This window comes from Enterobacter cloacae complex sp. P43RS, from assembly GCF_014930585.1.
Classification (GTDB): domain Bacteria; phylum Pseudomonadota; class Gammaproteobacteria; order Enterobacterales; family Enterobacteriaceae; genus Enterobacter; species Enterobacter bugandensis.
Map to the genome: position 1 here is coordinate 119,644 of NZ_JADBRJ010000001.1, position 21,289 is coordinate 140,932.

Sequence of the window (21,289 nt, forward strand, 5' to 3'; positions counted from 1 at the left end):
ATGAAAAAGACACTGACACTGATCGCCGCCGCAACCCTGAGCGCCCTGAGCTTCGCCTCCTGGGCCGACACCCTGACCGTGGGGGCATCCAACACGCCGCACGCCGAAATTCTGGAGCAGGCCAAGCCGATTCTGGCGAAGCAGGGTATCGACCTGGAGATTAAACCGTTCCAGGACTACATTCTGCCGAACACTGCGCTGGCGGGTCATGACATCGACGCGAACTATTTCCAGCACATTCCTTACCTGAACAGCGTGCTGAAAGATCATGCGGGCGATAAAGACTACGATTTTGTCAGTGCGGGCGCGATCCACATTGAGCCAATCGGCATCTACTCAAAAAAATACAAATCCCTGAAGGACCTGCCGGAAGGCGGCAAGATCATCATGCGTGATGCGGTTTCCGAGGAAGGCCGTATTCTCTCCATCTTCGAAAAAGAGGGCGTGATCAAGCTGAAGCCGGGCATCGACAAAGTGACGGCGCGCATCAGCGATATCGTTGAGAACCCGAAAAAACTGAAGTTCACGCCGAACGTGGAAGCGTCCCTGCTGCCGCAGATGTACAACAACGACGAAGGCGACGCGGTGGTGATTAACGCCAACTATGCGATAGACGCCGGTCTGGATCCGGTTCACGACCCGATTGCGGTAGAGAGCGGTGAAAACAACCCGTACGCCAACATCATTACCGTGCATCGCGGCGACGAGAAAAAGAAAGACATCGTCGCGCTGGTGAACGTGCTGCACTCCAAAGAGATTCAGGACTGGATCCGCACCAAATACAAAGGCGCGGTCATTCCAGTAAACAACTAATTATTTGATTTTCCAGATGAAGCCCGGCGAGATCCTCGCCGGGCTTCTTTTTTGTATCCGGCGGGAGAATCATTTAAGCTCAACGTTTAACAGGCAATGGAGTGATGACGATGGGAAACGTGACCAAAGATGAAGCGCTGTACCAGGAGATGTGCCGGGTGGTCGGAAAGGTGGTGCTGGAGATGCGTGATTTAGGGCAGGAGCCGAAGCATATTGTCATTGCGGGCGTGCTGCGCACGGCGCTGGCGAACCAGCGCATCAAGCGCAGCGCACTGACAACCGAAGCGATGGAAACGGTGGTTAAGGCGCTGGCCGGCTAACGCGCCAGCGTTTCGCGACCTGTTCAAGCGAGCAGCAGAGCAGGTAATAGACCGCACCCGTAAAGATAAAGATGGCCGCCGGGTAGATTTGCACCCGGTTGTTGACCTGTCCCGCCACCGTGGTTAGCTCCGGGACGTTGACGATGAATGCCAGCGACGTATCCTTCAGCAGGCTGATAAAAATTCCCACCAGCGACGGCAAAATATTTCTCAGCGTCTGCGGCAGCAGCACGCGCCACAGGGTTTGCTGCGTGCTGAACCCCTGAGACAGCGCGGCTTCGTGTTGACCCGCAGGGAGCGCCCTGAGCCCGGCAAAAACCGAATGCATCACCGATGCCGCCGTAAACCAGGCCAGCGCCAGCGTCACGGTCAGCGCCCCCGGCAGATCCCCGCCGGTGATCAGCGGCAACAGGTACCACATCCAGAAAATCACAAAAATCAGGGGAATACCGCGAATCAGCTCTGCCCACAGAAAAAGCCCCCTGCGCACCAGCCCAGGATAGCGCCAGGCGAGGCACGCCAGCGCCACGCCGCCGGGAAGCGCAAGCAGGGCGGCCCCTGCGGCCATCAGCAGCGAAAGCAGTACGCCGCCGGGTTCACCCGCTGCCGTTCGTCCCCACAGCAGATAATCCAGGTTTTCGACAATAACGTTAAATCCTGCAACCATCTTTTTTCCTCCCTGAATGCGGACCGACGCGCACCAGCACCATCCCCATGACAATGCCGGTAAGCAAATAGAGCACCGTACCGACGATAAACGCCTCCATGGCGTGGGCGTTGTAACTTTCAATCTGCCGGACCTGATAGGTTAGCTCAGCGAAGCCAATCCCGCTGGCGAGCGAGGAGAGCTTCATCAAGTTGAGGTACTGGCCGACAACGGGCTGCCAGGCGTTGGCGAGCCCCTGCGGCAGAAGGATGTAGCGAAATAAACGCCACGACGAGAACCCTTGCGCCAGCGCCGCTTCCTGCTGTCCGGCAGGAACAGAACGCAGTCCCGATGCCGCTTCCTCAATTAGAAACGCCGAGGTAAAAACGCCCAACCCCCAGGCAGAACATAAAAACTCAGGGGTAAACCACCAGACGTCGCCGGGCAGAATTGACCAGCTGTGATCCGCATTCACCGCGTCTCGAAAGCCCTGCGGTAATCCGTTCCAGGCGGCGAAATACCAGAACAGCAGCTGCACCAACAGCGGCGTATTGCGAAACAGCGATACCCAGCCGCTGACGACCGCATTCCCGATGCGTCCACCGGAAAGACGCAGGAGCAAAAAGGTCGGTGCAAGCAGGCTGGCGATCAGGCCCCCCGCCAGCGTCACCCACAGGGTGGTGAGAAATCCGGAGAGTATCCACTGCAGAGGCTGTCCGGCCAGCACGCCCTGCCAGTCGAGGGCGGGCATCAGAGGTGCTCCTGGTGCAGTGGGTTCAGCACTTTTTGCAGGAAACGCTGCGCCCGGGGATGCGACGGTTGACTGAAAAATTGCCCCGGCGGCGCGGTTTCAAGAATCTGCCCGCCGTCGATAAAGACAATCCGGTCGGCAATTTCCCGGGCGAACTGCATCTCATGAGTCACGACAATCATGGTGATCCCGCTATGGGCAAGGGCTTTCATGACGAATAACACTTCGCCAATCATCTCCGGATCGAGCGCCGACGTCGGCTCGTCGAAGAGGATGATCTGCGGCGACGAGGCCAGGGCGCGGGCAATCGCCACGCGCTGCTGCTGGCCGCCGGAAAGCTCCGCGGGGAAGTGGTGAGCCTTTTCCTGCATTCCGACCTTCTCCAGCAGCGCCAGCGCGCGCTCCTGAGCTGGCTTTGGCTTCCAGCCGTGCACATGCTCCAGCGCCAGGGTGATGTTCTGGCTGGCGGTGAGGTGGGCATACAGATTGAACTGCTGAAACACAAATCCAACGCGGCTGCGCAGCTGACGCAGCCTGCTGCCGGAAAGCTGCCCGGTCGGCTTGCTGTCGACCAGAATTTCCCCGCCGCTCAGGGTTTCAAGCTGATTGATAAGACGGATCAGCGTTGATTTACCCGAACCGGAAGGGCCGAGAATAGCAACCACTTCACCGGGCGTAATGGTGAGGTTAATGTCGCGTAAAACCTGATGGTCGCCGTAGCGTTTGTCCACGTGACGAAACTCAACGCTGGCCTGTTCCAGATGTGAAAAATCCGCGGCACCGGCCGCGGAGTGGGAAAATAAACCTGAGAGCATAATTACCTGGCTTCTATTTTAAAGGCGCGAGGCTGTGGAGCGGGCGTGTTTGGGCCAAACCAGACGTCATAGATCTTTGCCGCCTGACCGTTCTTCTCGAGATTAACCAGCTCATCGTTGACGGCTTTCAGCAGCGCCGTTTCACCTTTCTTCACCCCGACGCCAATTTCTTCTTTACTGAGCAGATCGGGCAGGATTTTAAAGTTCGCTTTATCCGGGGCCTGTGCCAGCAGGCCTGCAAGAATTGTGCTGTCCTGGGTAATGGCCTGTACGTTGCCGTTGCGCAGCGCCGTCAGCGCCAGAGGAATGTCGTCATAAGCCAGTACGCGGGACTGGGGGAAACGCTGGTGGAGCGCCTGTTCACCCGTGGTGCCTTTGACCGCGCCAATGCGCGCCCGGCTGTATTCATCCAGCTTATCGGGCGATTTGGCGGGAACCAGGAACTGTTGTCCGGTCACGAAATAGGGGGTGGAGAAGTCAATCACCTGCGCGCGTTCCGGGGTGATGGTGATATCCGCTACGATCAGATCTGCTTTACCGGACTGAAGCAGCGGAATTCGGTTGGCCGGATTGGTGGCAACCAGTTCAAGCTTCACGCCGAGTGATTTTGCCAGTGCTTTGGCAAAGTCCACGTCGTAACCCACGATCTCGTGCGTTTTTGCATCAATTGAGCCAAACGGTGGGTTGGCGTCAAACGTGGCGACTTTCACCACCCCCGCGGCCTTAATATCCTCCAGCCGATCGGCCAGCGCCTGCGCTGAAAACAGGCTCCCGGCGGCCAGTAATCCCAGAACTGCCGTCCCTTTTTTAAACCTTTTCATCTTTGCTGCCATAGTCATCGTTCGTCCCGTTGTTTTTGTTTTGCACCGTTACGCTCCCATAAGCAAAAGCTATCGCCAAATAAGAAAATGTTCTTTGCTCTATACAAAAAAGCATTAGTGAACAGTGTGTTACCGGCAGGTAAATGTAAGGAGCTATTTGCACTTCCTGCACATTGACTGCCGGAATTGATATTTCCGCGGCCAGGAAACGCGTGCTTAACTCAGGGCTGGTGAAGCGAGAGGGGTAAAGGCAATGAAAAAATGGATCGGCACGCTACGGCGGTTTTTTGCGACCCGGCCAGCGAATGCGGAGAACAGCGCGCAGCGTGTTCTGGAGTCAATACTGCCTGTTGCCAGCCTGTATGGCGTGGACGTCGCTAACATCGACCCGGAGTGGTTCCATGATAAAACGTCACGCTGAACTTCGCCGCACGCGCGAAACGTACTGGAATGAGCTGTGCGTGATCCGTGTAAAGCAGGGATGAACGGAAAAATAGGCGGGCAAATCCTCGGTAAACCCTGGCCGTTTTGATACCAATATCTCCTTTCTCAGAAGGAGATGATAATGAAACGGACAGTATTAACCCCGGCACTTTCTGCCACCGCACTACTGATTGCCATGCAGGCGGCGCACGCTGCGCCACAGGCGCACGTCGTCTGCGGTTACTCCCACACGCTCGGCGACGATGCCATTATGATGCACGGCATGCCCAACGAGGCCATGCTGCACGATTTTTTTGGCAACGTGCAAACGGATGCCTTCTCCAGCCGTGAATCGCTGCGTAAAGATGAAAAGACCACCTGCGATAACAAAGCAGACAGCTCGGCCTACTGGGCACCCTCTCTGAAATTGCCTGACGGAACGGTGGTCAAACCCGCCTATCAAAAAACCTATTATCAGGCATCGAACGTGGACGCCTGGCCGCTGCACCCGTTCCCGGCGGGGCTGTCGCTGCTGGCGGGCGATCATCACGGTACCGCGCCGAATCCACATATCACCTTCCTGTGCGCTAACGGCAAGGGCTACACCACCAAAACGGGTGAGGTCTGCGGCTTACGCAAGGCGAACGATGCCGTGCAGTTTAATATCGGCATTCAGTTTCCGAACTGCTGGGACGGGGTAAATCTTAAGCCCGCTCACGGTCTGGCCAACGCCACCTACGACACCAAAGGGCAGTGCCCGTCCGACTTCCCGGTGAAAATTCCCACCGTGAACATGAACATTGCGTACGTGCTCCCGACGATTAGCTCGCTCGATACCAGCAAAGCGCAGCTTTCCCTCGACCCCATCATGCACGGCAACGAGCGTGAAGAGCGGTGGGGGAGCCTGTATACGGCGCATGCTGATTTTATGAACGGCTGGACGGAAGATGCCGCGCGCTTTATGACCGACCTGTGCATGAACCGCGGTCTGGACTGCGGCACCACCGTTCCGTATGGTTATTCAAAAGCGAAGGCCAGCGTCTGGCTCAGCAGCCTGGAGCCCGCGCTTACCCAGCCAGAGCCCCAGGTCCTGCTGGTGCAGGATAACTGGCAGAACGGCGGGCGCACCAAAAACAGCGAAACGCTGTCGCTGGTGAAGTTTCACATTCCCCCGCTGCCTGCCGGACAGGATCCTTCGCAGTTTAAATACCGCGTGCGGATTTATGGCGGGAAAGTGGAAACCAACGGCGCGGATCAAATTTTCTTCTATCCGGCAAGCAACGACTGGGATCCGGCCAGCGTGAGCTGGCAGTCGCGGCCAGCCTGTAACTACCGCTCGGATGCGGTGCTTTACCTTAACCACTCCCGCGAATACCGGATGGTGGACGTGGATAAAGCGGTGCGCAAGGCGCTGGCAGAAGGGAAAACCGAGATTTCGTGGTACATCGGCGGCGATCGTCAGGGAAATCACTACCAGTTTGAGACGGCGTCTTCCCCGCAAAGCCTGATCCTGATGCTGACCGGCTTTAGCAAAACGCCGGAGATCTGATTACGCCCGCGTTTTTTTGTTCTCATCAACGTTAACTGGTAATGTCGACAGCCTGAATGACGGGCCAGTTAACGCGATGAGCATAAAAAAGATGATAAAGCGCAGCATCGCTGCGTGGGTGGTGGTCTGCCTGATAAGCGGCGTGCTGCTGTATGCGGAACAGATACGCCGCCAGTTCTGGGAGCGCGACCGCGAGTTTACGGCGCTGTATTCGGGGATCGGCGCCGTGCTGACGCAAAACGAGTCGGTACTTCCGCTTCTGACCGGCGATGAAGACCTCACCGCGTTACGCAAAAAATTCCCCCACATTAAGGCTCTGGAAAAAACCACCGGTCGCGCGCTGGACGCCGCCCGCGTGGAGCCTTTTCGCGGCGTTCAGTACTGGCTATACAACCCGTGGCGGCAGATCCGCATCCTGATCGACTTAAGCGCGCTGCTTGCGCCGAGCCATAGCTTTGCTGAGCTGCATCTGAATCTCTCGAATGACGATTGGCCGCGGTCAACGGGCGCTTTCTGGCACTGGCAGCGCACCTTCCCGCAGCATACTCAGCCCTTTATTCTCACTGCCGCGGCAGATCCGGACTGGTTCAGGGTCTCCTGGCTGGCGTATCCGCTGCTGTTTCTGACGTGGGGGATAGTGATTGCGGGCGCAGGAACCGTGCTCTGGCAGCGCAAACAGCGCCAGCAGGCCGAACAGCGTGCGCTCTATTATCAGCACGCCAGGCTTAACACGCTGGGAGAGATCACCGCGGGCATTGTCCATGAAATCAACCAGCCGCTGACCGCCGTGCAAACCTGGATCCAGGGGGCGCAGCGACAGCAGCAGGATAATCCGCAGGCCGTGTCGCAGGCGCTCGCGGCCGCGCTGCTGCAAACGCAGCGTATAAGCGCCTTGCTGACCCGATTTCGCGAGCATGTGGTACAGGAAAAGGTGACCCTGCGCGAAACCGATCTGGTGCAGTGCTGGCAGCAGGTGGAGAATTTACTGGAGCACGAGCGTAAATCCCGGCGTATCGCGGTTATCCATGCGTTTGCTGTGGATGCTACGACCGTGATGGCGGACCGACTCTGGCTGGAGCAGATCCTGCATAATCTGCTCAGTAATGCGATTCAGGCGCAGCAGGAGAGCGCGGACGGCTGGGTGCGAATCGACAGTCAGAAAAATGAGAAGGGCATTCTGGTTACCCTGACCGACGGCGGGCCCGGGTTTAGCCCGGATGCCCTGCAGAACGCATTTATGCCATTCTTTAGCGGACGCCCCGGCGGAATTGGGCTGGGAATGACGTTAACGGAAACGCTGATGACGCGCATGAACGGCTCGATCGCCCTGGGCAATGCCCCGCAGGGTGGGGCGCAGATCCGCTTGCAGCTGGCAGCAGGAAAGGAGTTAAAACATGGATAAGGTGGTCTGGCTCATTGATGACGACGAGTCCATCAGAGAATCCCTGTCGTTTTTACTGTCGGGGATGGGCTGGCAGGTTAAGACGTTTGCGAGCGTCGAGGCTTTTACTCAGGCGCAGAGCGGTGAATCGGCGCTTGTCGGCTGTCTGCTGCTGGATATGCGCATGCCGGGTAAAGGCGGGCTGGCGTGGCTGGAAGAGGGCGAATGGCCGTGGCCGCTGCTGCCGGTCGTTGTCATGACCGGACACGGAACGATCGACGCCTGCCGTCGCGCGTTTCGCAACGGCGTATTTGAGTTTTTCACCAAGCCGTTAGACGCCGATAAGCTCATCGAAACGGTTGGGCTGGCCTTTGAGGAGAGCCAGCGGCGGTCTGCCGCCTGGCAGGATATTTCGCAGATCAAAGCACGCTTTGAACAGCTAACCGCGCGGGAGCACGAGGTACTGACCGTACTGATGGAAGGGTGCAGTAATAAAGAGGTGGCAGCACGCCTGAATCTTTCCCCGAGAACCGTGGAAGCGCACCGTGCGGCGGCGTTTGCCAAGCTCGGCGTCACCAGTCTGGTACAGGCGAGCCGGGCGTACGACAAATTGCAATCCGTATAACTACCAGGTGGAGTGCGTAATCAACCGAATTACGTTTCATCGCGCCGTTAAGTAACCTCCGGGATGTCTAACAACACGCGAGGAAGTGCGATGAAAAAAGTCATGATGGTTGCGGCACTGGTCGCAGGTAGCGTAAGTCTGGCCGCACAGGCCGAGACGTTGACCCAAAAAAATCTCTCTCTGACGCAGGCTAACGCACTGGCAACATCCGCCATTCAGTCCTGTGCAACGAAAAATTACCAGGTCGCGGTCACGGTGGTTGACCGTGCGGGCGTGGTAAAAGCGGTGCAGCGTATGGATAACGCCGGTCCTCACACGGTTAAAGCCAGCGAAATGAAAGCGTTTACGGCGCTCAGCGCAAAGAATGCGTCAGGCAAAGTGATGGAAGCGGCGCAGAGCAATGCGGGCGCACAGAACATGCGTGATATTCCTGGCTACTTGCTGCTGGCAGGTGGTCTGCCGGTAAAAGAAGGCGATGAGGTGATTGGGGCGATCGGCATCGGCGGCGCGCCGGGCGGTCATCTTGATGAAGCCTGCGCTCAGGCGGCCATTGACGGGCTGAAAAAGTAATATAAAAAAAGCACCGGTTTACCGGTGCTTTTTTTATCAAATCTTGCAGGCATCACCGCAGTCGTCGTCGGCAACAATCGCCTGCGCTTTTTTATCCGCGTCGTCCAGACGTTCCGCGTTACGCTCTTCCGCTTCATCCAGACCGTTAAAAACTAAGTTATCGAGATCAATTTCCATGTTGCACCTGCTCTGTTCGGTTTTTGATACTGGCACAGTATAGGGTAAAAAACGTCGGCAATGTACCTCGCAGCACATAAGGATAATCCCTGCCATACTCAGTGCTTTATCACCGAGGAGCGCTCATGATTACACTCTGTAAAACCTGCGGTACCTCCTATGATGGAAAGCCGGAGAGATGTCCGATTTGCGAGGATGAACGCCAGTATGTCCCGGTCAGCGGTCAGGCGTGGATTGATTACGCGACGGTGACGGCCACGCACGTGAATAAATGGCAGCAGTTGGAGCCCGCGCTGTTCAGTATCAAAACGGTTCCCGCTTTTGCGATTAACCAGAGGGCGCTGCTTCTGCGCACCCCGCACGGCAATATTCTTTGGGACTGCATTGCCAACCTTGACCCGGCAACCCAAACGCTCATCACCGCGCTCGGTGGCCTTCACGCCATTGCGATTTCGCATCCGCACTATTACACCACGATGCAGGAGTGGGCCGCGGCTTTCGATGCGCCGGTCTACCTGCACGCCAGCGACCGCGAATGGGTGATGCGCAACAGCCCGGCGATTCATTTCTGGGAGGGGGAGGCGCTGGAGATTTGGCCGTCCGTCACGTTGCTACGTCTCGGCGGCCATTTTGCGGGCGGAACGGTACTGCACTGGCAGGAGGGCGAGGGCGTTTTGCTGGCGGGGGATATTTTGCAGGTCACCCCGGGGAAAGATGCGGTGTCTTTTATGTGGAGCTACCCGAATATGCTCCCGCTGCCTGCCCGTACGGTTGAGGACATTACCCGGCGCCTGGCGGGAAAATCGTTCGCTCGTCTTTACGGCGCATTCGAAGGGCAAAACATCCCGGCGAACGCCGACGACATCGTGCAGCGGTCGGGCCAGAAATATATTGCTTGTCTCAGGTAAAGTACGGTGGGTAAACTTTACGAGTGTGATCGCGATCATACCTAAACGAAAACAGATAAAAGAGAAATTGCTATGCAACATATCATTGAAGGTTTTCTCAGCTTTCAAAAAGAGATTTTCCCGCAACGTAAAGAGCTCTTTCGCAGTTTAGCGTCCAGCCAGAATCCCAAAGCGCTGTTCATCTCCTGCTCCGACAGCCGTCTGGTTCCTGAACTGGTCACCCAGCAAGAGCCGGGACAGCTTTTTGTCATTCGTAATGCTGGCAACATTGTCCCGCCTTTCGGGCCGGAGCCGGGCGGCGTATCTGCAACTATCGAGTACGCGGTGGTGGCGCTGGGCGTGACGGATATCGTGATCTGCGGCCACTCCAACTGCGGCGCGATGAAGGCGATTGCCGATAACGCCAACCTGGAGCCAATGCCAGCCGTATCGCACTGGCTGCGCTATTCCGACGCGGCGAAAGCCGTGGTAGAGAAGAAAAGCTGGGACAAGCCTATCGATAAAGTGAATGCGATGGTGCAGGAGAACGTGTTTGCGCAGCTGAGCAACATCAAGACCCATCCGTCCGTCGCGGTGGGCCTGCGTAATAACTCGCTTCGTCTGCACGGTTGGGTGTATGACATTGAAAGCGGCAAAATCCTTGCCCTGGATAAGAACACCAAAACGTTCGTATCGCTGTCGGAAAACCCGGAGGTCTTCTTCGAGTAATCACCGATAGCAGGGCATGGAAGCCCTGTCAGTTCTCCACGTACGGTAACCGACGCCGTCTCCCCGAGGCAGGTTTTTCAGCCGCCTTCGCCATCGCCTCTGCAATCTCCGCACACTCCGCCAGCCCCTGAACGAAGGGACTATCGTGCATCAGCCACGGTATCGCACCGAAAGCAATGCGCCCGCGAACCGTTTCAGGCGCTTTAAGCGTGTAATCCTCGCCAACGTCGGGTATCTCGTCGCCCGTCTCTGCCAGCTGTTTACGCAGCGTCGGGAAAGGCAAATCCTTTGTTTTGAGCGGCTTTTGTCCGCGCGCGTCAATAAACACGTCGAAACGATAAACGCTCTCTTTGGTGGTAATTACCGTCCGATCGCTGCCAGCGTCGAGCGTGTAATCATCGCCGAGCGCCGCCACGCTAATGATGCCGGCCTCGCGAAGCGCAAGCAGCCTGCGGATAGACTGCGGCGGAATGGCGGCATAGTTGTCGATAAACACGCGGGCGAGGCCCTGCTTAAAGCGCTCTCTGTCCTCTTCGCTGAGGTGGGGCACAATCTCCTGAACCACCTCATGCAGTCGAAGGACGGTATAGCGCCAGGCCACGGTGCGCCGTTCGCGTTTGTTGCGTTCAACCTCGCTGAGGTTCTCCTCCGCCCAGGTAAAGGGCCCGTGCCGTTTACGGTCCTCAAACCAAGCCTCACGAAGGCTGTCGGCATCCTGGTTACGCAGAGAAATTTTCTCGCACCACGCCGGGTCGGCGAGCTCGAGCTCTTTCACCATCAGGGAAAATATGCGGTCAAGCAGGCCGTCCGATCCTTTGGCTATCTCGTGTTCAACCACGAATTCGGTCAATACCGACAGCGGTTCGTAAGGGATTGGACAGTAAAAATCGGCTTCCGGCAGAATGCCCGTGCGGGACATCAGCGTAATGTTTAAACCTTCACTGCCCTTGTCGAGGAGGAATTTACCCTCACGAAACTCACCGTGCTGCATTACCACCGCCATAGCCGCGTCCAGACCGCTCAACGACGTTCCCATAATGCCCACGCGGCAAGGGGGAATGCTGGCGTCCATCAACCCCGACCACGGGCTGGGGAAGAACGTGCGCGTAGCTTCCTCCTCATCTGGCCAGACGTGGCCGGTGGCGATAACCGCCAGGTCAAACCGATCGGGCAAAGTGGTGTCGTTGACGGAAAGCGTTACGCCAGTTGTCGAGGGGATGATGTCCGTTACCTTCGCGGATTCATGGACCGTAACCTGGAACCCCAGCTTTTTTGCCTCTTTCACGATTGAACGCAAGCTGTCGCGAAAATACTCTCCCAACAGGAGTCTGGGCAGGAACTGCCGGTCATGCAGGCTGGCTTTATCAACCTTAAAGCGCGCCAGATGGGTGTCGCTCTGTTCCTTGAGCCAGTCGAGGTAGGTCATAAAAATGGGCGGAATTTCTATGCTCGCAATGTTCGCCAGCATCAGCCGGGAATTATTGTCGTCGTTATAGGGCATGCCCACGCCGGCTTCATTTGCCTGTTCGAAGACGGATACGGAGAGCGGGGTGCTGTTATTAAGCAGATGATAAAAGGTGTAAATCCCTGTAGGGCCGGAGCCGATAATCGCGATATTCTTCATTGACGCGCTTCCTGTATTTATTCCATAAGAAAAGCGTAGCAGGAGAATAATGATGAAAATAAGCGATTAAGAAAATTCAGGGTAAAAGGAGAGAATTTGCACCATTTCAGGACTGAAATGGTGCGTCCGAGTGGACTCGAACCACCGACCCCCACCATGTCAAGGTGGTGCTCTAACCAACTGAGCTACGGACGCAGAATGGTGCGTTCAATTGGACTCGAACCAACGACCCCCACCATGTCAAGGTGGTGCTCTAACCAACTGAGCTATGAACGCAACGTGTTGTCGGTGACAACGGGGACGAATATTAGCGGCACAGCATCAAGGAGGCAAGAGGGAAAACGCATTTTTCTCTCTGATTTCACGCGATTGCTTCATTACCGCGCAAAGTGAAGAGAAAGTAGCCGCCAGCTGGCGGCTACTGCGTAGTTAACGCGCAGCGCGCTGCAAAATTACCGTTGACGGCTGGCGCTGCAGGAAGCGCATGCGCATCATCATCATGATCGCCGCCGACGTCAGTCCGATGATAAAGCCCATCCAGAATCCGGCTGGCCCCATGCGATCAACGACCAGATCGGTCAGCGCCAACACGTAGCCAGTAGGCAGACCCAGCACCCAGTAGGCGATAAAGGTAATAAAGAAGATCGAACGCGTGTCTTTATATCCGCGCAATACGCCACTGCCAATCACCTGGATGGAATCAGAAATCTGATACACCGCAGCCAACAGCATCAGGTGCGAAGCCAGCGCCACCACGTCCGGGTTGTCGTTATAGAGCAGGGCGATCTGCTCGCGCAGCGCCACCGTAAACAGCGCCGTACAGATGGCCATGCAAACACCGACGCCGAGCCCGGTGCGCGCGGCCGTTTGCGCATCCAGGGTGGAGCCCTGTCCCAGGCGGAAGCCGACACGAATCGTCACCGCCGCCGCCAGCGACATCGGCAGGACGAACATCAGGGAGCTGAAGTTGAGCGCAATCTGGTGTCCGGCCACGTTAACAATCCCCAGCGGGGAGACCAGCAGGGCAACCACGGCAAAGAGCGTCACCTCAAAGAACAGGGCCAGCGCAATCGGCAAGCCTAGCTGCACCAGGCGCGTCATGATGCTCCAGTCCGGCGTGCTGAATCTGTTCTCGTTACGAATATCGCGCATTGAGCGGGCGCGTTTCACATAAGCGATCATACTGAAGAACATTACCCAGTAAACCGCAGCCGTCGCCACGCCACAGCCGACGCCGCCCAGCTCCGGCATGCCGAAATGGCCGTAGATAAAGATGTAGTTCACCGGAATATTCACCAGCAGGCCGATAAAGCCCATCACCATGCCTGGCTTGGTTTTCGCCAGCCCTTCACACTGGTTACGGGCGACCTGGAAAAAGAGGTAGCCGGGCGCACCCCAGAGCAGGGCGCGCAGATAGCCCACGGCTTTGTCTGCCAGCGCCGGGTCAATGTTATGCATGGCGCGGATGATATGACCCGCGTTCCAGAGCACGACCATAATCAGCACAGAGACAAACCCTGCCAGCCAGAAACCCTGGCGGACCTGATGGGCAATACGCTCGCGACGACCCGAGCCATTAAGCTGAGCGATAACCGGGGTGAGGGCGAGCAGCAGACCGTGGCCGAACAGGATGGCCGGCAGCCAGATTGACGTGCCGATGGCAACGGCCGCCATATCGGTGGCGCTGTAGCCACCCGCCATTACCGTATCCACAAATCCCATTGCGGTCTGGGCCACCTGCGCGACGATCACTGGTATAGCCAGTGCCAATAGCTGGCGCGCTTCATTCATGTACTTCTGCACGTGAACACCTTTATTTTGTAGTTATATGAGAGACTAAAAAAGCCGCCGAAACGGGCAGTAAGAAGAAAATGCAGGGGGGTGCCAGCTATTGTAGCGGGCTTTAGCTATTTATCTAGTGAAAAAATCGCCAGAAAATGCGCTCCGCTGGCAACCTGTTTTTCCAACTGTTATTGTGGTGGGATTAAACGGTGTCACCACCGTCCGGAAAAAACAGGAGTTGTAAGCATGTTTACTGGTATTGTGCAGGGCACCGCCAAAGTGGTGTCCATTGATGAAAAACCTAATTTTCGTACTCATGTTGTAGAGCTGCCGGAATATATGCTCGACGGCATCGAAACCGGCGCCTCGGTTGCCCATAACGGCTGCTGCCTGACCGTCACCGAAATTAATGGCAACCAGATTAGCTTTGATTTAATGAAAGAGACGCTGCGTATTACTAACCTGGGCGAGCTGGTGGTGGGGGACACCGTCAACGTTGAGCGCGCGGCGAAGTTCAGCGACGAGATTGGCGGCCATCTGATGTCCGGGCACATCATGACCACCGCCGAAGTGGCGAAAATCGTTACATCAGAAAATAACCGTCAAATCTGGTTTAAAGTGCAGGACCCGTCATTAATGAAATACATCCTCTATAAAGGGTTTATTGGCATTGATGGGATTAGTCTGACGGTGGGAGAAGTTACTCCGACGCGTTTTTGCGTGCATTTAATTCCCGAGACGCTGCAGCGCACCACGCTGGGTTCGAAAAAACTGGGGCATCGCGTGAATATCGAAATCGATCCGCAAACCCAGGCGGTTGTAGATACCGTTGAGCGCGTGCTGGCCGCAAAAGAAGCCGCAATAATTAAAACTGTAGAAGAAGAATAAAAAATAACCCCGGCTGGCCGGGGTTATTTTTCTAGCGTGCGACCCGCAAGCCGTGTTCAATCCCACGGCTAAAAACAACCTGCCAGAGCTGAATATCTCGCGCGCGAAACGCCCCCGCGCAGGCATTCAGATAATAGCTAAACATCCGCTTGAATCGTTCAGAATAGTTGTCCGCAATTTCAGGCCAGGCTTCCTGAAAACGTGCATGCCACGCCATTAACGTGGTGTCGTAATCCGCGCCGAAGTTATGCCAGTCTTCCATCACGAAATGGGATTCGCTGGCGTTGGCAATCTGGCGTACGGACGGTAAACAGCCATTCGGAAAGATGTATTTGTTGATCCACGGGTCAACGTTATTGTCGGTCCGCTTAGAGCCGATGGTGTGCAGCAGGAAAATACCGTCCGGTTTCAGATTACGGTCCACCACCTCGAAATAGGTGTCGTAATTTTTCGGCCCGACGTGCTCGAACATGCCCACGGAAACGACCCGGTCAAACTGTTCGTTCAGATCCCGGTAATCCTGCAGGCGGATATCCACATCAAGCCCCAGGCACCGCTCCTGCGCCATTTTTTGCTGTTCAGCGGAAATGGTGACGCCGACCACGCTGACGCCGTAGTGCTTCGCCATAAAATACGCCAGCCCGCCCCAGCCGCAGCCGATATCCAGCACGCGCATACCGGGCTGCAACTGCAATTTCTCGCTAATCAGGCGCAGCTTGGCCTGCTGAGCCTCTTCAAGCGTCGACGCCTCTTTCCAGTAGGCGCAGGAGTATTGCATGAAGGGGTCCAGCATGCGGCTGAACAGATCGTTGCCGAGATCGTAATGCTCTTTGCCGACGATCCAGGCACGCTTTTTACTTTGCAGGTTAAAGAGACGGGCAGAGGCGACACGCAGGGTGTCTTTAAGATTACGGGGGAGTTGTTTTTCCAGACCAGCACGCAGCACGCTGGCGAAAAAAGTGTCCAGCCGTTCGCATTCCCACCAGCCGTCCATATAGCTTTCCCCCAGGCCTAGCGACCCCTCGCGCAACACGCGTTTAAAAAAATCGGGATGTTTAACCTGAGGATCCGATGGGGATGATCCGTTGATAGTGATGCCTGCCCGACCTAACAGTTCACTGACGATCCGGGACCAGTTATCGTCCGGAACGCTGACTTCTTCTATACACGATGAACTCATAGCTTCTCCATCACCCTACTGTGATCAGAACCTTAAAACAGCGTAGACGCTTTTTTGGTTTGTGAGAAATCTCACGGTAAATACCGCGAGGCTAGTATCCGACGTAGAACAGAGGAAGGGAGATAACCCTTGCCGAAATGCCTTCCATGGTAAAACGGGAGCACTCCGGCTCCCGTTAACACATAATATTTATCGTATTTAATCGAACCAAATTTAGTATAGGCCTCAAAATTTGGTGATTCAATAGAAAATTCTTAGCAACCTAATCACTGAAAATTAACATAGTTTCTGGCGCGATTAGGCATGCGAGGTTTCTACCTGCGTGCTCTCATCCTGCGCGGAAGCCTGCATGCGATAGCCTATGACGGCCAGCGCAACGGTAGCCAGCATCACGCTGGTTGTCGTCAGCAGCGGCGTGGCAATCAGCGCGGAGACCACCAGGCTTGCCAGGAAGCACAGCCCCAGCTGCAGGGTGTTCTGCAGCGCAGCCGCGCGGCCTGTCGCCTGCGGGAACGGACGCAGCGCCTGCGCCACAACGATAGGGTAGATCGCCCCGTTCGCGATGGCCATCACGCAGAATGGAATCAATATTTCGGCCAGACCCGCGCCCGGAATAAAGCCAACGGCCCAGGTGCCAATGACGCTCAGCGCATAGAGCACCAGCAGCCACGGCAACATCTGCTGGCCTTCCCATTTTTGCAGCGCCGCGCGGCAGCCGTACCCGCCCACCAGGAACGCGATGGTCTGCGGAACGTAGCTCAGGCCAATGGCCGCCGGGCTATAGCCCATATCGTGCAGAATAAAAGGCGAACCGGTCAGCCACGCGAAGAAGCTCGCCGAGCAGGCGGCATAGATCAGAACGTTGCCGCGATACGCTTTCGCGCTCAGCAGGGAGGTGAAGGTAATCGGCTTCGCGTCTGCGTGCGCCTCTTTTTTATGCGCGGGCTTGAGGGCGAACGCCGGCAGCATCAGCACCAGCGTGATGGCAAACAGCGTGGCAAAGATGGCCTGCCAGTCAAAGTGCGCGAGGATCCAGCTGCCCAGCAGCGGGGCGAGGGCCGGTGAGAGCCCCACCAGCGGCATGATGGTGGCGAAAATACGGTTAGTGCGGTTCGCCGGGTAGTAGTCGGTGACCAGCGCCTGCCAGGTCACGGCCGCGGCACAGACGCCGACCGCCTGAACAAACCGCAGCACCAGCAGCCAGGTGGCATCGCGCACCCATAGCATCCCCAGGCAGCCCACGGCAAAAATGGCCAGCCCCAGCAGCAGCACCGGTTTACGCCCAAAGCGATCCGAAAGCGGTCCCCAGAGCAGCTGCGCGAAGGCAAAACCGGCCAGGAACAGGCTCAGGCTGGCGCTGATGGCGGCAGCAGGGGTTTGCAAATCTTCCTGCATGGCGGCAAACGCCGGCAGGTACATATCGGTGGCCAAAAAGCCCAGCACGCTTAAGCCGCCGAGCCAGACTAAAAAACCTTTCCTGGGTTGCACTGTTTTATTCTCCTGAGGAGGCAGGTATACGTTGGCGCTGAGTGTAGGGAGTGCAAAGCCGCTTGTGAAACGCTAATATTTGGCGGGTGCATTCAAATTTTTTGCAGGCAGAAAATGTGGTCAGATTATTCTCTTGAGGTGGTCGATGCTGTCGCGCGTAACGGCAGCTTTAGCGGAGCGGCGCAGGAGTTGCACCGCGTACCTTCAGCCATCAGCTATACGGTGCGACAGCTTGAGGAGTGGCTGGCGGTACCGCTGTTTGAACGGCGGCATCGTGATGTGGAATTAACGCCCGCAGGGGCGTGGTTTTTGAAGGAAGGGCGTTCTGTTATCAAAAAAATGCAGATCACCCGCGAGCAATGCCAGCAGATCGCGAACGGCTGGCGGGGGCACCTTTCCATTGCGGTGGATAACATCGTTAAGCCCGAGCGCACCCGGCAGATGATTGTCGATTTTTATCGGCATTTCTCTGACGTAGAACTGCGGGTCTCGCAGGAGGTGTTCAACGGCGTCTGGGATGCGCTGGCGGACGGCAGGGTAGAGATGGCGATTGGCGCAACCCAGGCGATCCCGGTCGGGGGACGTTACGCCTTCCGCGATATGGGGATGCTGAGCTGGAAATGCGTGGTGGCAAGCGATCATCCCCTGGCGGCGACGGAAGGGCCGCTGAGCGACGATACGCTGCGCAGCTGGCCGTCGCTGGTGCTGGAAGATACCTCCCGCTCGCTGCCGAAGCGAATTACCTGGCTGCTGGACAACCAGCGGCGGGTTGTCGCCCCTGACTGGGGATCGTCGGCGACGTGCCTCAGCGCCGGGCTCTGCGTAGGCATGGTGCCCGCCCATTTTGCACGTCCGCGAATCGACACCGGTGAGTGGGTTGAGCTAACACTGGAGAATCCGTTCCCAGATGCGGCCTGCTGCCTCACCTGGCAACAAAATGATGTCTCGCCGGCGATGGCCTGGCTGCTGGACTATCTGGGGGACAGCGAAACGCTTAACCGGGAGTGGCTGCGGGAGCCAGACTGACTGGCTCCGCAATGAAATTAACGACGGTAGTCGCGGAACGGGCCATCCGCAACGGAACGGCGTTCGATGAGGCGAGGGTGAACTTCAATGGACTGCGACTCTTCACGCTTGTTGACGATCCTGTCCAGCAGCATATTGAAGGCGGTTTCACCCAGCGAATCTTTCGGTTGGTGAATGGTGGTCAACGCTGGCGTGAAGAAGCGCGCGTTGCGCACGTTGTCATACCCGATCACGGAGATGTCCTGCGGTACGCGCAGACCCAGCTCGTCGGCCGCACAGAGGGCGCCCATCGCCATGATATCGCCCCCGCAGAAAACGGCGGTTGGACGGTGCGGCTGGGAGACGATCTGCTGCATCGCGCGGTAGCCTGATTCCGGCTCAAAGTCGCCCTGCACGATCCAGTTTTCCGGCACGGTGATTAGCGCTTCTTCCATCGCTTTCATAAAACCAGCCAGGCGGCCCGCGCCGGTGTTGCGTTCCAGCGGGCCCGGGATCACGCCAATCTCGCGGTGGCCGCGTTCGATCAGATAACGGCCCGCCATGTAACCGCCTTCGAAGGCGTTATCGATAACGGAGTCGGTGAAGTCGGCGCGCGCTTCGCCCCAGTCCATCACCACCATAGGGATATGGCGATACTCTTCCAGCATCGACAGCACGGATTCCGGGTACTCTGAACACATCACCAGCAGGCCGTCCACGCGCTTTTGCGCCATCATCGACAGGTAGGCGCGCTGTTTTTCAATGCTGTTCCAGGCGTTGCCGAGAATCAGGGTATAGCCTTTCTGGAAGCAGTTTTTTTCTACCGCTTCAATGATCTCGGCAAAATAGGCCGCTTCGCTGCTGGTCGCCAGCAGACCAATAGACTTGGTGTGATTAACCTTGAGGCTGCGCGCAACCGCGCTCGGCGAGTAGTGCAGCTCTTTGATCGCTGCCCAAACGGCGTTGCGCGTCTCTTCCGCCACAAAACGGGTTTTGTTAATTACATGTGATACGGTTGTAGTGGAAACGTTTGCGCGTTTTGCTACGTCTTTAATTGTTGCCATTAAATGTCACTCCAGACCATATCCTAAGCTCCTGAAAAACTTGAAGGTAAACGTTTGCCTTCTCTCACCCTTATCACGCAATTTTGAATTGCGGCACGCCGGGAAAACGACACGGGACGTCAGGAGGGGGTCAATGGCCGGTACGCTAATAAATTTAGCGTGGAATTTTGGCCTATCTTGATGAAAAGGGGAAGAGGTAAAGTGTTTATCAGCTTAAATCCAGGAAGATTTTTGACGTAAACTGTGCAAAAATGAGCAAGCTCACTTTTCGTGGGGGGATTAAAAGGAGAAAAATTGATGAGTTCCGATCTGAAGTTTTCGCTGTTCACCACCGTTATTGTGCTGGCGCTGATTGTGGCGGCTGGCCTGACGGCTGCGCTGCATTGATTTACGCGGGGGGAGAGCCTTCTCCCTCCCGAACGCTCCGATTGTTACTTCTCTGGCAAAAATCTTTTGCCATTTTGTTAACTTCTCATTTTTTGTGATTGATGTCATGCTTTCCGCTTCTTTGTTCTGTGTCACCACATGACACGGCATCCGGAGTTGACGCATGAAAATCAATTTTCCCCTGCTGGCCCTGGCGATTGGCGCTTTTGGGATTGGCACCACTGAATTCTCCCCGATGGGGTTACTGCCCGTTATCGCCCGGGGCGTGGACGTCTCGATCCCGGCCGCCGGGATGTTAATCAGCGCCTACGCCATCGGCGTGATGGTAGGAGCGCCGCTGATGACGCTTCTGCTTTCGCACCGTGCGCGTCGCAATGCGCTGATTTTCCTGATGGCGATTTTCACCCTGGGCAACGTGCTTTCGGCCATTTCGCCGGATTACACCACTCTGATGCTGTCGCGCATTCTGACCAGCCTCAACCACGGTGCCTTCTTTGGTCTGGGCTCAGTCGTGGCCGCAAGCGTGGTGCCAAAACACAAGCAGGCCAGCGCCGTGGCGACCATGTTTATGGGGCTGACCATCGCTAACATCGGCGGTGTTCCTGCGGCAACCTGGCTGGGCGAGGTCATTGGCTGGCGGATGTCCTTCCTGGCGACGGCCGGACTGGGCGTGGTCGCGATGGTGGCGTTATTCTTCTCCCTGCCAAAAGGCAGTGCGGGTGAACGCCCTGATGTACGCAGAGAGCTGTCGGTGCTGATGCGCCCGCAGGTACTCTCCGCGCTGCTGACCACCGTGCTGGGGGCAGGAGCGATGTTTACCCTCTACACCTATATTTCGCCGGTCTTACACGACATTACCCACGCAACGCCACTCTTTGTTACCGCGATGCTGGTGCTGATTGGCGTCGGCTTCTCGATTGGCAACTATCTCGGCGGGAAATTTGCTGACCGTTCCGTGAGCGGCACGCTGAAGGGCTTTTTAACCCTGCTGATTGTCATTATGGTCGCGATCCCGTGGCTGGCACAGAATGAATTCGGCGCGGCGATTGCGATGGTTGTCTGGGGCGCTGCCACCTTTGCCGTGGTGCCGCCGCTGCAGATGCGCGTGATGCGTGTCGCCCATGAGGCGCCGGGTCTCTCGTCTTCCGTGAATATCGGGGCGTTCAACCTCGGCAATGCGCTGGGTGCCGCCGCCGGAGGCGCCGTGATTTCAGGCGGTCTGGGGTACAGTTTTGTGCCGGTGATGGGGGCGATCATTGCCGCGCTCGGCCTGCTGCTGGTGATGATGTCCGGCCGTAAACAGCCTGAAGCGGTTTGCACGGCTGAATAAGCAAAAACGCAGAAGGGTTACCCCTTCTGCGTGT

General features: G+C 56.7%; 23 protein-coding genes and 2 tRNA genes. 13 read left to right on the forward strand and 12 right to left on the reverse strand.

Features of this window, described 5'->3' with window-relative positions:
* Nucleotides 1–813 (forward strand): MetQ/NlpA family ABC transporter substrate-binding protein, encoded by an 813-nt coding sequence (locus IM294_RS00590; RefSeq protein WP_028012875.1) that lies wholly within the window; start codon nt 1–3, stop codon nt 811–813.
* Nucleotides 814–923: 110 nt separating this feature from the next.
* The gene (gene fumD, locus IM294_RS00595) at nt 924–1,133 is read left to right on the forward strand and encodes a fumarate hydratase FumD (RefSeq protein ID WP_028012876.1); all 210 of its coding nucleotides are present in this window, start codon (nt 924–926) and stop codon (nt 1,131–1,133) included.
* Here the strand turns inward: fumD and IM294_RS00600 are convergent.
* Genes IM294_RS00600 through IM294_RS00615 form a run of 4 tightly spaced genes read right to left on the reverse strand, consistent with a single transcriptional unit; the run spans nt 1,114 to nt 4,178 of the window.
* A complete protein-coding gene (locus IM294_RS00600; RefSeq protein WP_126345694.1) occupies nt 1,114–1,800 on the reverse strand; it encodes an amino acid ABC transporter permease in 687 nt (228 codons plus the stop codon). The genes fumD and IM294_RS00600 overlap by 20 nt on opposite strands.
* On the reverse strand, nt 1,784–2,530 hold the full coding sequence (locus IM294_RS00605; protein ID WP_069732390.1) for an amino acid ABC transporter permease: 747 nt from the start codon (nt 2,528–2,530) through the stop codon (nt 1,784–1,786). Before IM294_RS00605 ends, IM294_RS00600 begins: the two co-directional genes overlap by 17 nt.
* Complete coding sequence (locus tag IM294_RS00610; RefSeq protein WP_126817461.1) at nt 2,530–3,345, reverse strand: amino acid ABC transporter ATP-binding protein; 816 nt, start codon at nt 3,343–3,345, stop codon at nt 2,530–2,532. The genes IM294_RS00605 and IM294_RS00610 overlap by 1 nt, the downstream gene beginning before the upstream one ends.
* Before the next feature lie 2 nt (nt 3,346–3,347).
* Entirely contained in the window at nt 3,348–4,178 is an 831-nt protein-coding gene (locus IM294_RS00615; protein ID WP_071993779.1) for an ABC transporter substrate-binding protein, read from the reverse strand.
* Nucleotides 4,179–4,419: 241 nt separating this feature from the next.
* On the opposite strand from IM294_RS00615, the gene IM294_RS00620 reads away from it, so the two are divergent.
* The 5 genes from IM294_RS00620 to IM294_RS00640 all read left to right on the forward strand — a co-directional run bounded on the left by IM294_RS00620 (nt 4,420) and on the right by IM294_RS00640 (nt 8,714).
* The gene (locus tag IM294_RS00620; protein ID WP_032644868.1) at nt 4,420–4,587 is read left to right on the forward strand and encodes a hypothetical protein; all 168 of its coding nucleotides are present in this window, start codon (nt 4,420–4,422) and stop codon (nt 4,585–4,587) included.
* 144 nt (nt 4,588–4,731) lie between these two features.
* A complete protein-coding gene (locus IM294_RS00625) occupies nt 4,732–6,138 on the forward strand; it encodes a DUF1996 domain-containing protein (protein ID WP_049138904.1) in 1,407 nt (468 codons plus the stop codon).
* 91 nt (nt 6,139–6,229) lie between these two features.
* Complete coding sequence (locus tag IM294_RS00630) at nt 6,230–7,540, forward strand: sensor histidine kinase (RefSeq protein ID WP_227015488.1); 1,311 nt, start codon at nt 6,230–6,232, stop codon at nt 7,538–7,540.
* On the forward strand, nt 7,533–8,144 hold the full coding sequence (locus IM294_RS00635; protein WP_047368399.1) for a response regulator transcription factor: 612 nt from the start codon (nt 7,533–7,535) through the stop codon (nt 8,142–8,144). The genes IM294_RS00630 and IM294_RS00635 overlap by 8 nt, the downstream gene beginning before the upstream one ends.
* A gap of 90 nt (nt 8,145–8,234) precedes the next feature.
* A complete protein-coding gene (locus IM294_RS00640) occupies nt 8,235–8,714 on the forward strand; it encodes a heme-binding protein (RefSeq protein WP_126817457.1) in 480 nt (159 codons plus the stop codon).
* A gap of 36 nt (nt 8,715–8,750) precedes the next feature.
* Here IM294_RS00640 and IM294_RS00645 read toward each other — a convergent pair whose 3' ends face one another.
* Complete coding sequence (locus IM294_RS00645) at nt 8,751–8,891, reverse strand: hypothetical protein (protein ID WP_003857665.1); 141 nt, start codon at nt 8,889–8,891, stop codon at nt 8,751–8,753.
* Nucleotides 8,892–9,016: 125 nt separating this feature from the next.
* Between IM294_RS00645 and IM294_RS00650 the strand changes: the two genes are divergently transcribed.
* Together IM294_RS00650 and IM294_RS00655 are read left to right on the forward strand one after the other, a co-directional pair.
* Nucleotides 9,017–9,799 (forward strand): MBL fold metallo-hydrolase, encoded by a 783-nt coding sequence (locus tag IM294_RS00650; protein WP_048960371.1) that lies wholly within the window; start codon nt 9,017–9,019, stop codon nt 9,797–9,799.
* A 72-nt stretch (nt 9,800–9,871) separates the two neighbouring features.
* On the forward strand, nt 9,872–10,507 hold the full coding sequence (locus IM294_RS00655; protein WP_028012884.1) for a carbonic anhydrase: 636 nt from the start codon (nt 9,872–9,874) through the stop codon (nt 10,505–10,507).
* A gap of 28 nt (nt 10,508–10,535) precedes the next feature.
* Here IM294_RS00655 and IM294_RS00660 read toward each other — a convergent pair whose 3' ends face one another.
* The 4 genes from IM294_RS00660 to mdtK all read right to left on the reverse strand — a co-directional run bounded on the left by IM294_RS00660 (nt 10,536) and on the right by mdtK (nt 13,934).
* Nucleotides 10,536–12,131 carry an FAD-NAD(P)-binding protein gene (locus IM294_RS00660; protein ID WP_126817455.1) on the reverse strand — a complete coding sequence of 532 codons (1,596 nt, stop codon included), beginning with the start codon at nt 12,129–12,131 and terminating at the stop codon, nt 10,536–10,538.
* 118 nt (nt 12,132–12,249) lie between these two features.
* Nucleotides 12,250–12,326: transfer RNA gene (locus IM294_RS00665), tRNA-Val, on the reverse strand.
* Nucleotides 12,327–12,330: 4 nt separating this feature from the next.
* Nucleotides 12,331–12,407, reverse strand: a tRNA-Val gene (locus tag IM294_RS00670).
* A gap of 153 nt (nt 12,408–12,560) precedes the next feature.
* Entirely contained in the window at nt 12,561–13,934 is a 1,374-nt protein-coding gene (gene mdtK, locus IM294_RS00675) for an MdtK family multidrug efflux MATE transporter (protein WP_049138896.1), read from the reverse strand.
* 225 nt (nt 13,935–14,159) lie between these two features.
* Between mdtK and IM294_RS00680 the strand changes: the two genes are divergently transcribed.
* The gene (locus IM294_RS00680; protein WP_069732384.1) at nt 14,160–14,801 is read left to right on the forward strand and encodes a riboflavin synthase; all 642 of its coding nucleotides are present in this window, start codon (nt 14,160–14,162) and stop codon (nt 14,799–14,801) included.
* 31 nt (nt 14,802–14,832) lie between these two features.
* Here IM294_RS00680 and cfa read toward each other — a convergent pair whose 3' ends face one another.
* Complete coding sequence (cfa, locus tag IM294_RS00685; protein WP_028012888.1) at nt 14,833–15,981, reverse strand: cyclopropane fatty acyl phospholipid synthase; 1,149 nt, start codon at nt 15,979–15,981, stop codon at nt 14,833–14,835.
* Nucleotides 15,982–16,278: 297 nt separating this feature from the next.
* Nucleotides 16,279–17,469 carry a purine nucleoside transporter PunC gene (punC, locus tag IM294_RS00690; protein WP_047368404.1) on the reverse strand — a complete coding sequence of 397 codons (1,191 nt, stop codon included), beginning with the start codon at nt 17,467–17,469 and terminating at the stop codon, nt 16,279–16,281.
* Between the two features lie 114 nt (nt 17,470–17,583).
* Between punC and punR the strand changes: the two genes are divergently transcribed.
* Nucleotides 17,584–18,495, forward strand: coding sequence for a DNA-binding transcriptional activator PunR (gene punR, locus IM294_RS00695; protein WP_028012890.1), 912 nt, complete (start codon nt 17,584–17,586; stop codon nt 18,493–18,495).
* A 17-nt stretch (nt 18,496–18,512) separates the two neighbouring features.
* Here the strand turns inward: punR and purR are convergent, their stop codons facing one another.
* Nucleotides 18,513–19,538, reverse strand: a complete 1,026-nt coding sequence (gene purR, locus IM294_RS00700; protein ID WP_008500597.1) for an HTH-type transcriptional repressor PurR — start codon at nt 19,536–19,538, stop codon at nt 18,513–18,515.
* Nucleotides 19,539–19,835: 297 nt separating this feature from the next.
* Here purR and IM294_RS00705 point away from each other — a divergent pair, with 297 nt between their 5' ends.
* On the forward strand, nt 19,836–19,925 hold the full coding sequence (locus IM294_RS00705) for a YnhF family membrane protein (RefSeq protein WP_020688313.1): 90 nt from the start codon (nt 19,836–19,838) through the stop codon (nt 19,923–19,925).
* Between the two features lie 163 nt (nt 19,926–20,088).
* Nucleotides 20,089–21,255 carry an MFS transporter gene (locus IM294_RS00710; protein WP_028012891.1) on the forward strand — a complete coding sequence of 389 codons (1,167 nt, stop codon included), beginning with the start codon at nt 20,089–20,091 and terminating at the stop codon, nt 21,253–21,255.
* Nucleotides 21,256–21,289: the final 34 nt, after the last annotated feature.

Coding starts and splice junctions, on each gene's coding strand:
- IM294_RS00605 (WP_069732390.1), bottom strand. CDS start 2,530: ATGCCCGCCCTCGACTGGCAGGGCGTGCTGGCCGGACAGCCTCTGCAG.
- fumD (WP_028012876.1), top strand. CDS start 924: ATGGGAAACGTGACCAAAGATGAAGCGCTGTACCAGGAGATGTGCCGG.
- IM294_RS00630 (WP_227015488.1), top strand. CDS start 6,230: ATGATAAAGCGCAGCATCGCTGCGTGGGTGGTGGTCTGCCTGATAAGC.
- IM294_RS00610 (WP_126817461.1), bottom strand. CDS start 3,345: ATGCTCTCAGGTTTATTTTCCCACTCCGCGGCCGGTGCCGCGGATTTT.
- IM294_RS00640 (WP_126817457.1), top strand. CDS start 8,235: ATGAAAAAAGTCATGATGGTTGCGGCACTGGTCGCAGGTAGCGTAAGT.
- IM294_RS00590 (WP_028012875.1), top strand. CDS start 1: ATGAAAAAGACACTGACACTGATCGCCGCCGCAACCCTGAGCGCCCTG.
- IM294_RS00645 (WP_003857665.1), bottom strand. CDS start 8,891: ATGGAAATTGATCTCGATAACTTAGTTTTTAACGGTCTGGATGAAGCG.
- IM294_RS00705 (WP_020688313.1), top strand. CDS start 19,836: ATGAGTTCCGATCTGAAGTTTTCGCTGTTCACCACCGTTATTGTGCTG.
- IM294_RS00625 (WP_049138904.1), top strand. CDS start 4,732: ATGAAACGGACAGTATTAACCCCGGCACTTTCTGCCACCGCACTACTG.
- IM294_RS00635 (WP_047368399.1), top strand. CDS start 7,533: ATGGATAAGGTGGTCTGGCTCATTGATGACGACGAGTCCATCAGAGAA.
- IM294_RS00680 (WP_069732384.1), top strand. CDS start 14,160: ATGTTTACTGGTATTGTGCAGGGCACCGCCAAAGTGGTGTCCATTGAT.
- purR (WP_008500597.1), bottom strand. CDS start 19,538: ATGGCAACAATTAAAGACGTAGCAAAACGCGCAAACGTTTCCACTACA.
- IM294_RS00710 (WP_028012891.1), top strand. CDS start 20,089: ATGAAAATCAATTTTCCCCTGCTGGCCCTGGCGATTGGCGCTTTTGGG.
- IM294_RS00655 (WP_028012884.1), top strand. CDS start 9,872: ATGCAACATATCATTGAAGGTTTTCTCAGCTTTCAAAAAGAGATTTTC.
- IM294_RS00660 (WP_126817455.1), bottom strand. CDS start 12,131: ATGAAGAATATCGCGATTATCGGCTCCGGCCCTACAGGGATTTACACC.
- IM294_RS00620 (WP_032644868.1), top strand. CDS start 4,420: ATGAAAAAATGGATCGGCACGCTACGGCGGTTTTTTGCGACCCGGCCA.
- IM294_RS00600 (WP_126345694.1), bottom strand. CDS start 1,800: ATGGTTGCAGGATTTAACGTTATTGTCGAAAACCTGGATTATCTGCTG.
- cfa (WP_028012888.1), bottom strand. CDS start 15,981: ATGAGTTCATCGTGTATAGAAGAAGTCAGCGTTCCGGACGATAACTGG.
- IM294_RS00615 (WP_071993779.1), bottom strand. CDS start 4,178: ATGGCAGCAAAGATGAAAAGGTTTAAAAAAGGGACGGCAGTTCTGGGA.
- IM294_RS00650 (WP_048960371.1), top strand. CDS start 9,017: ATGATTACACTCTGTAAAACCTGCGGTACCTCCTATGATGGAAAGCCG.
- punR (WP_028012890.1), top strand. CDS start 17,584: ATGTGGTCAGATTATTCTCTTGAGGTGGTCGATGCTGTCGCGCGTAAC.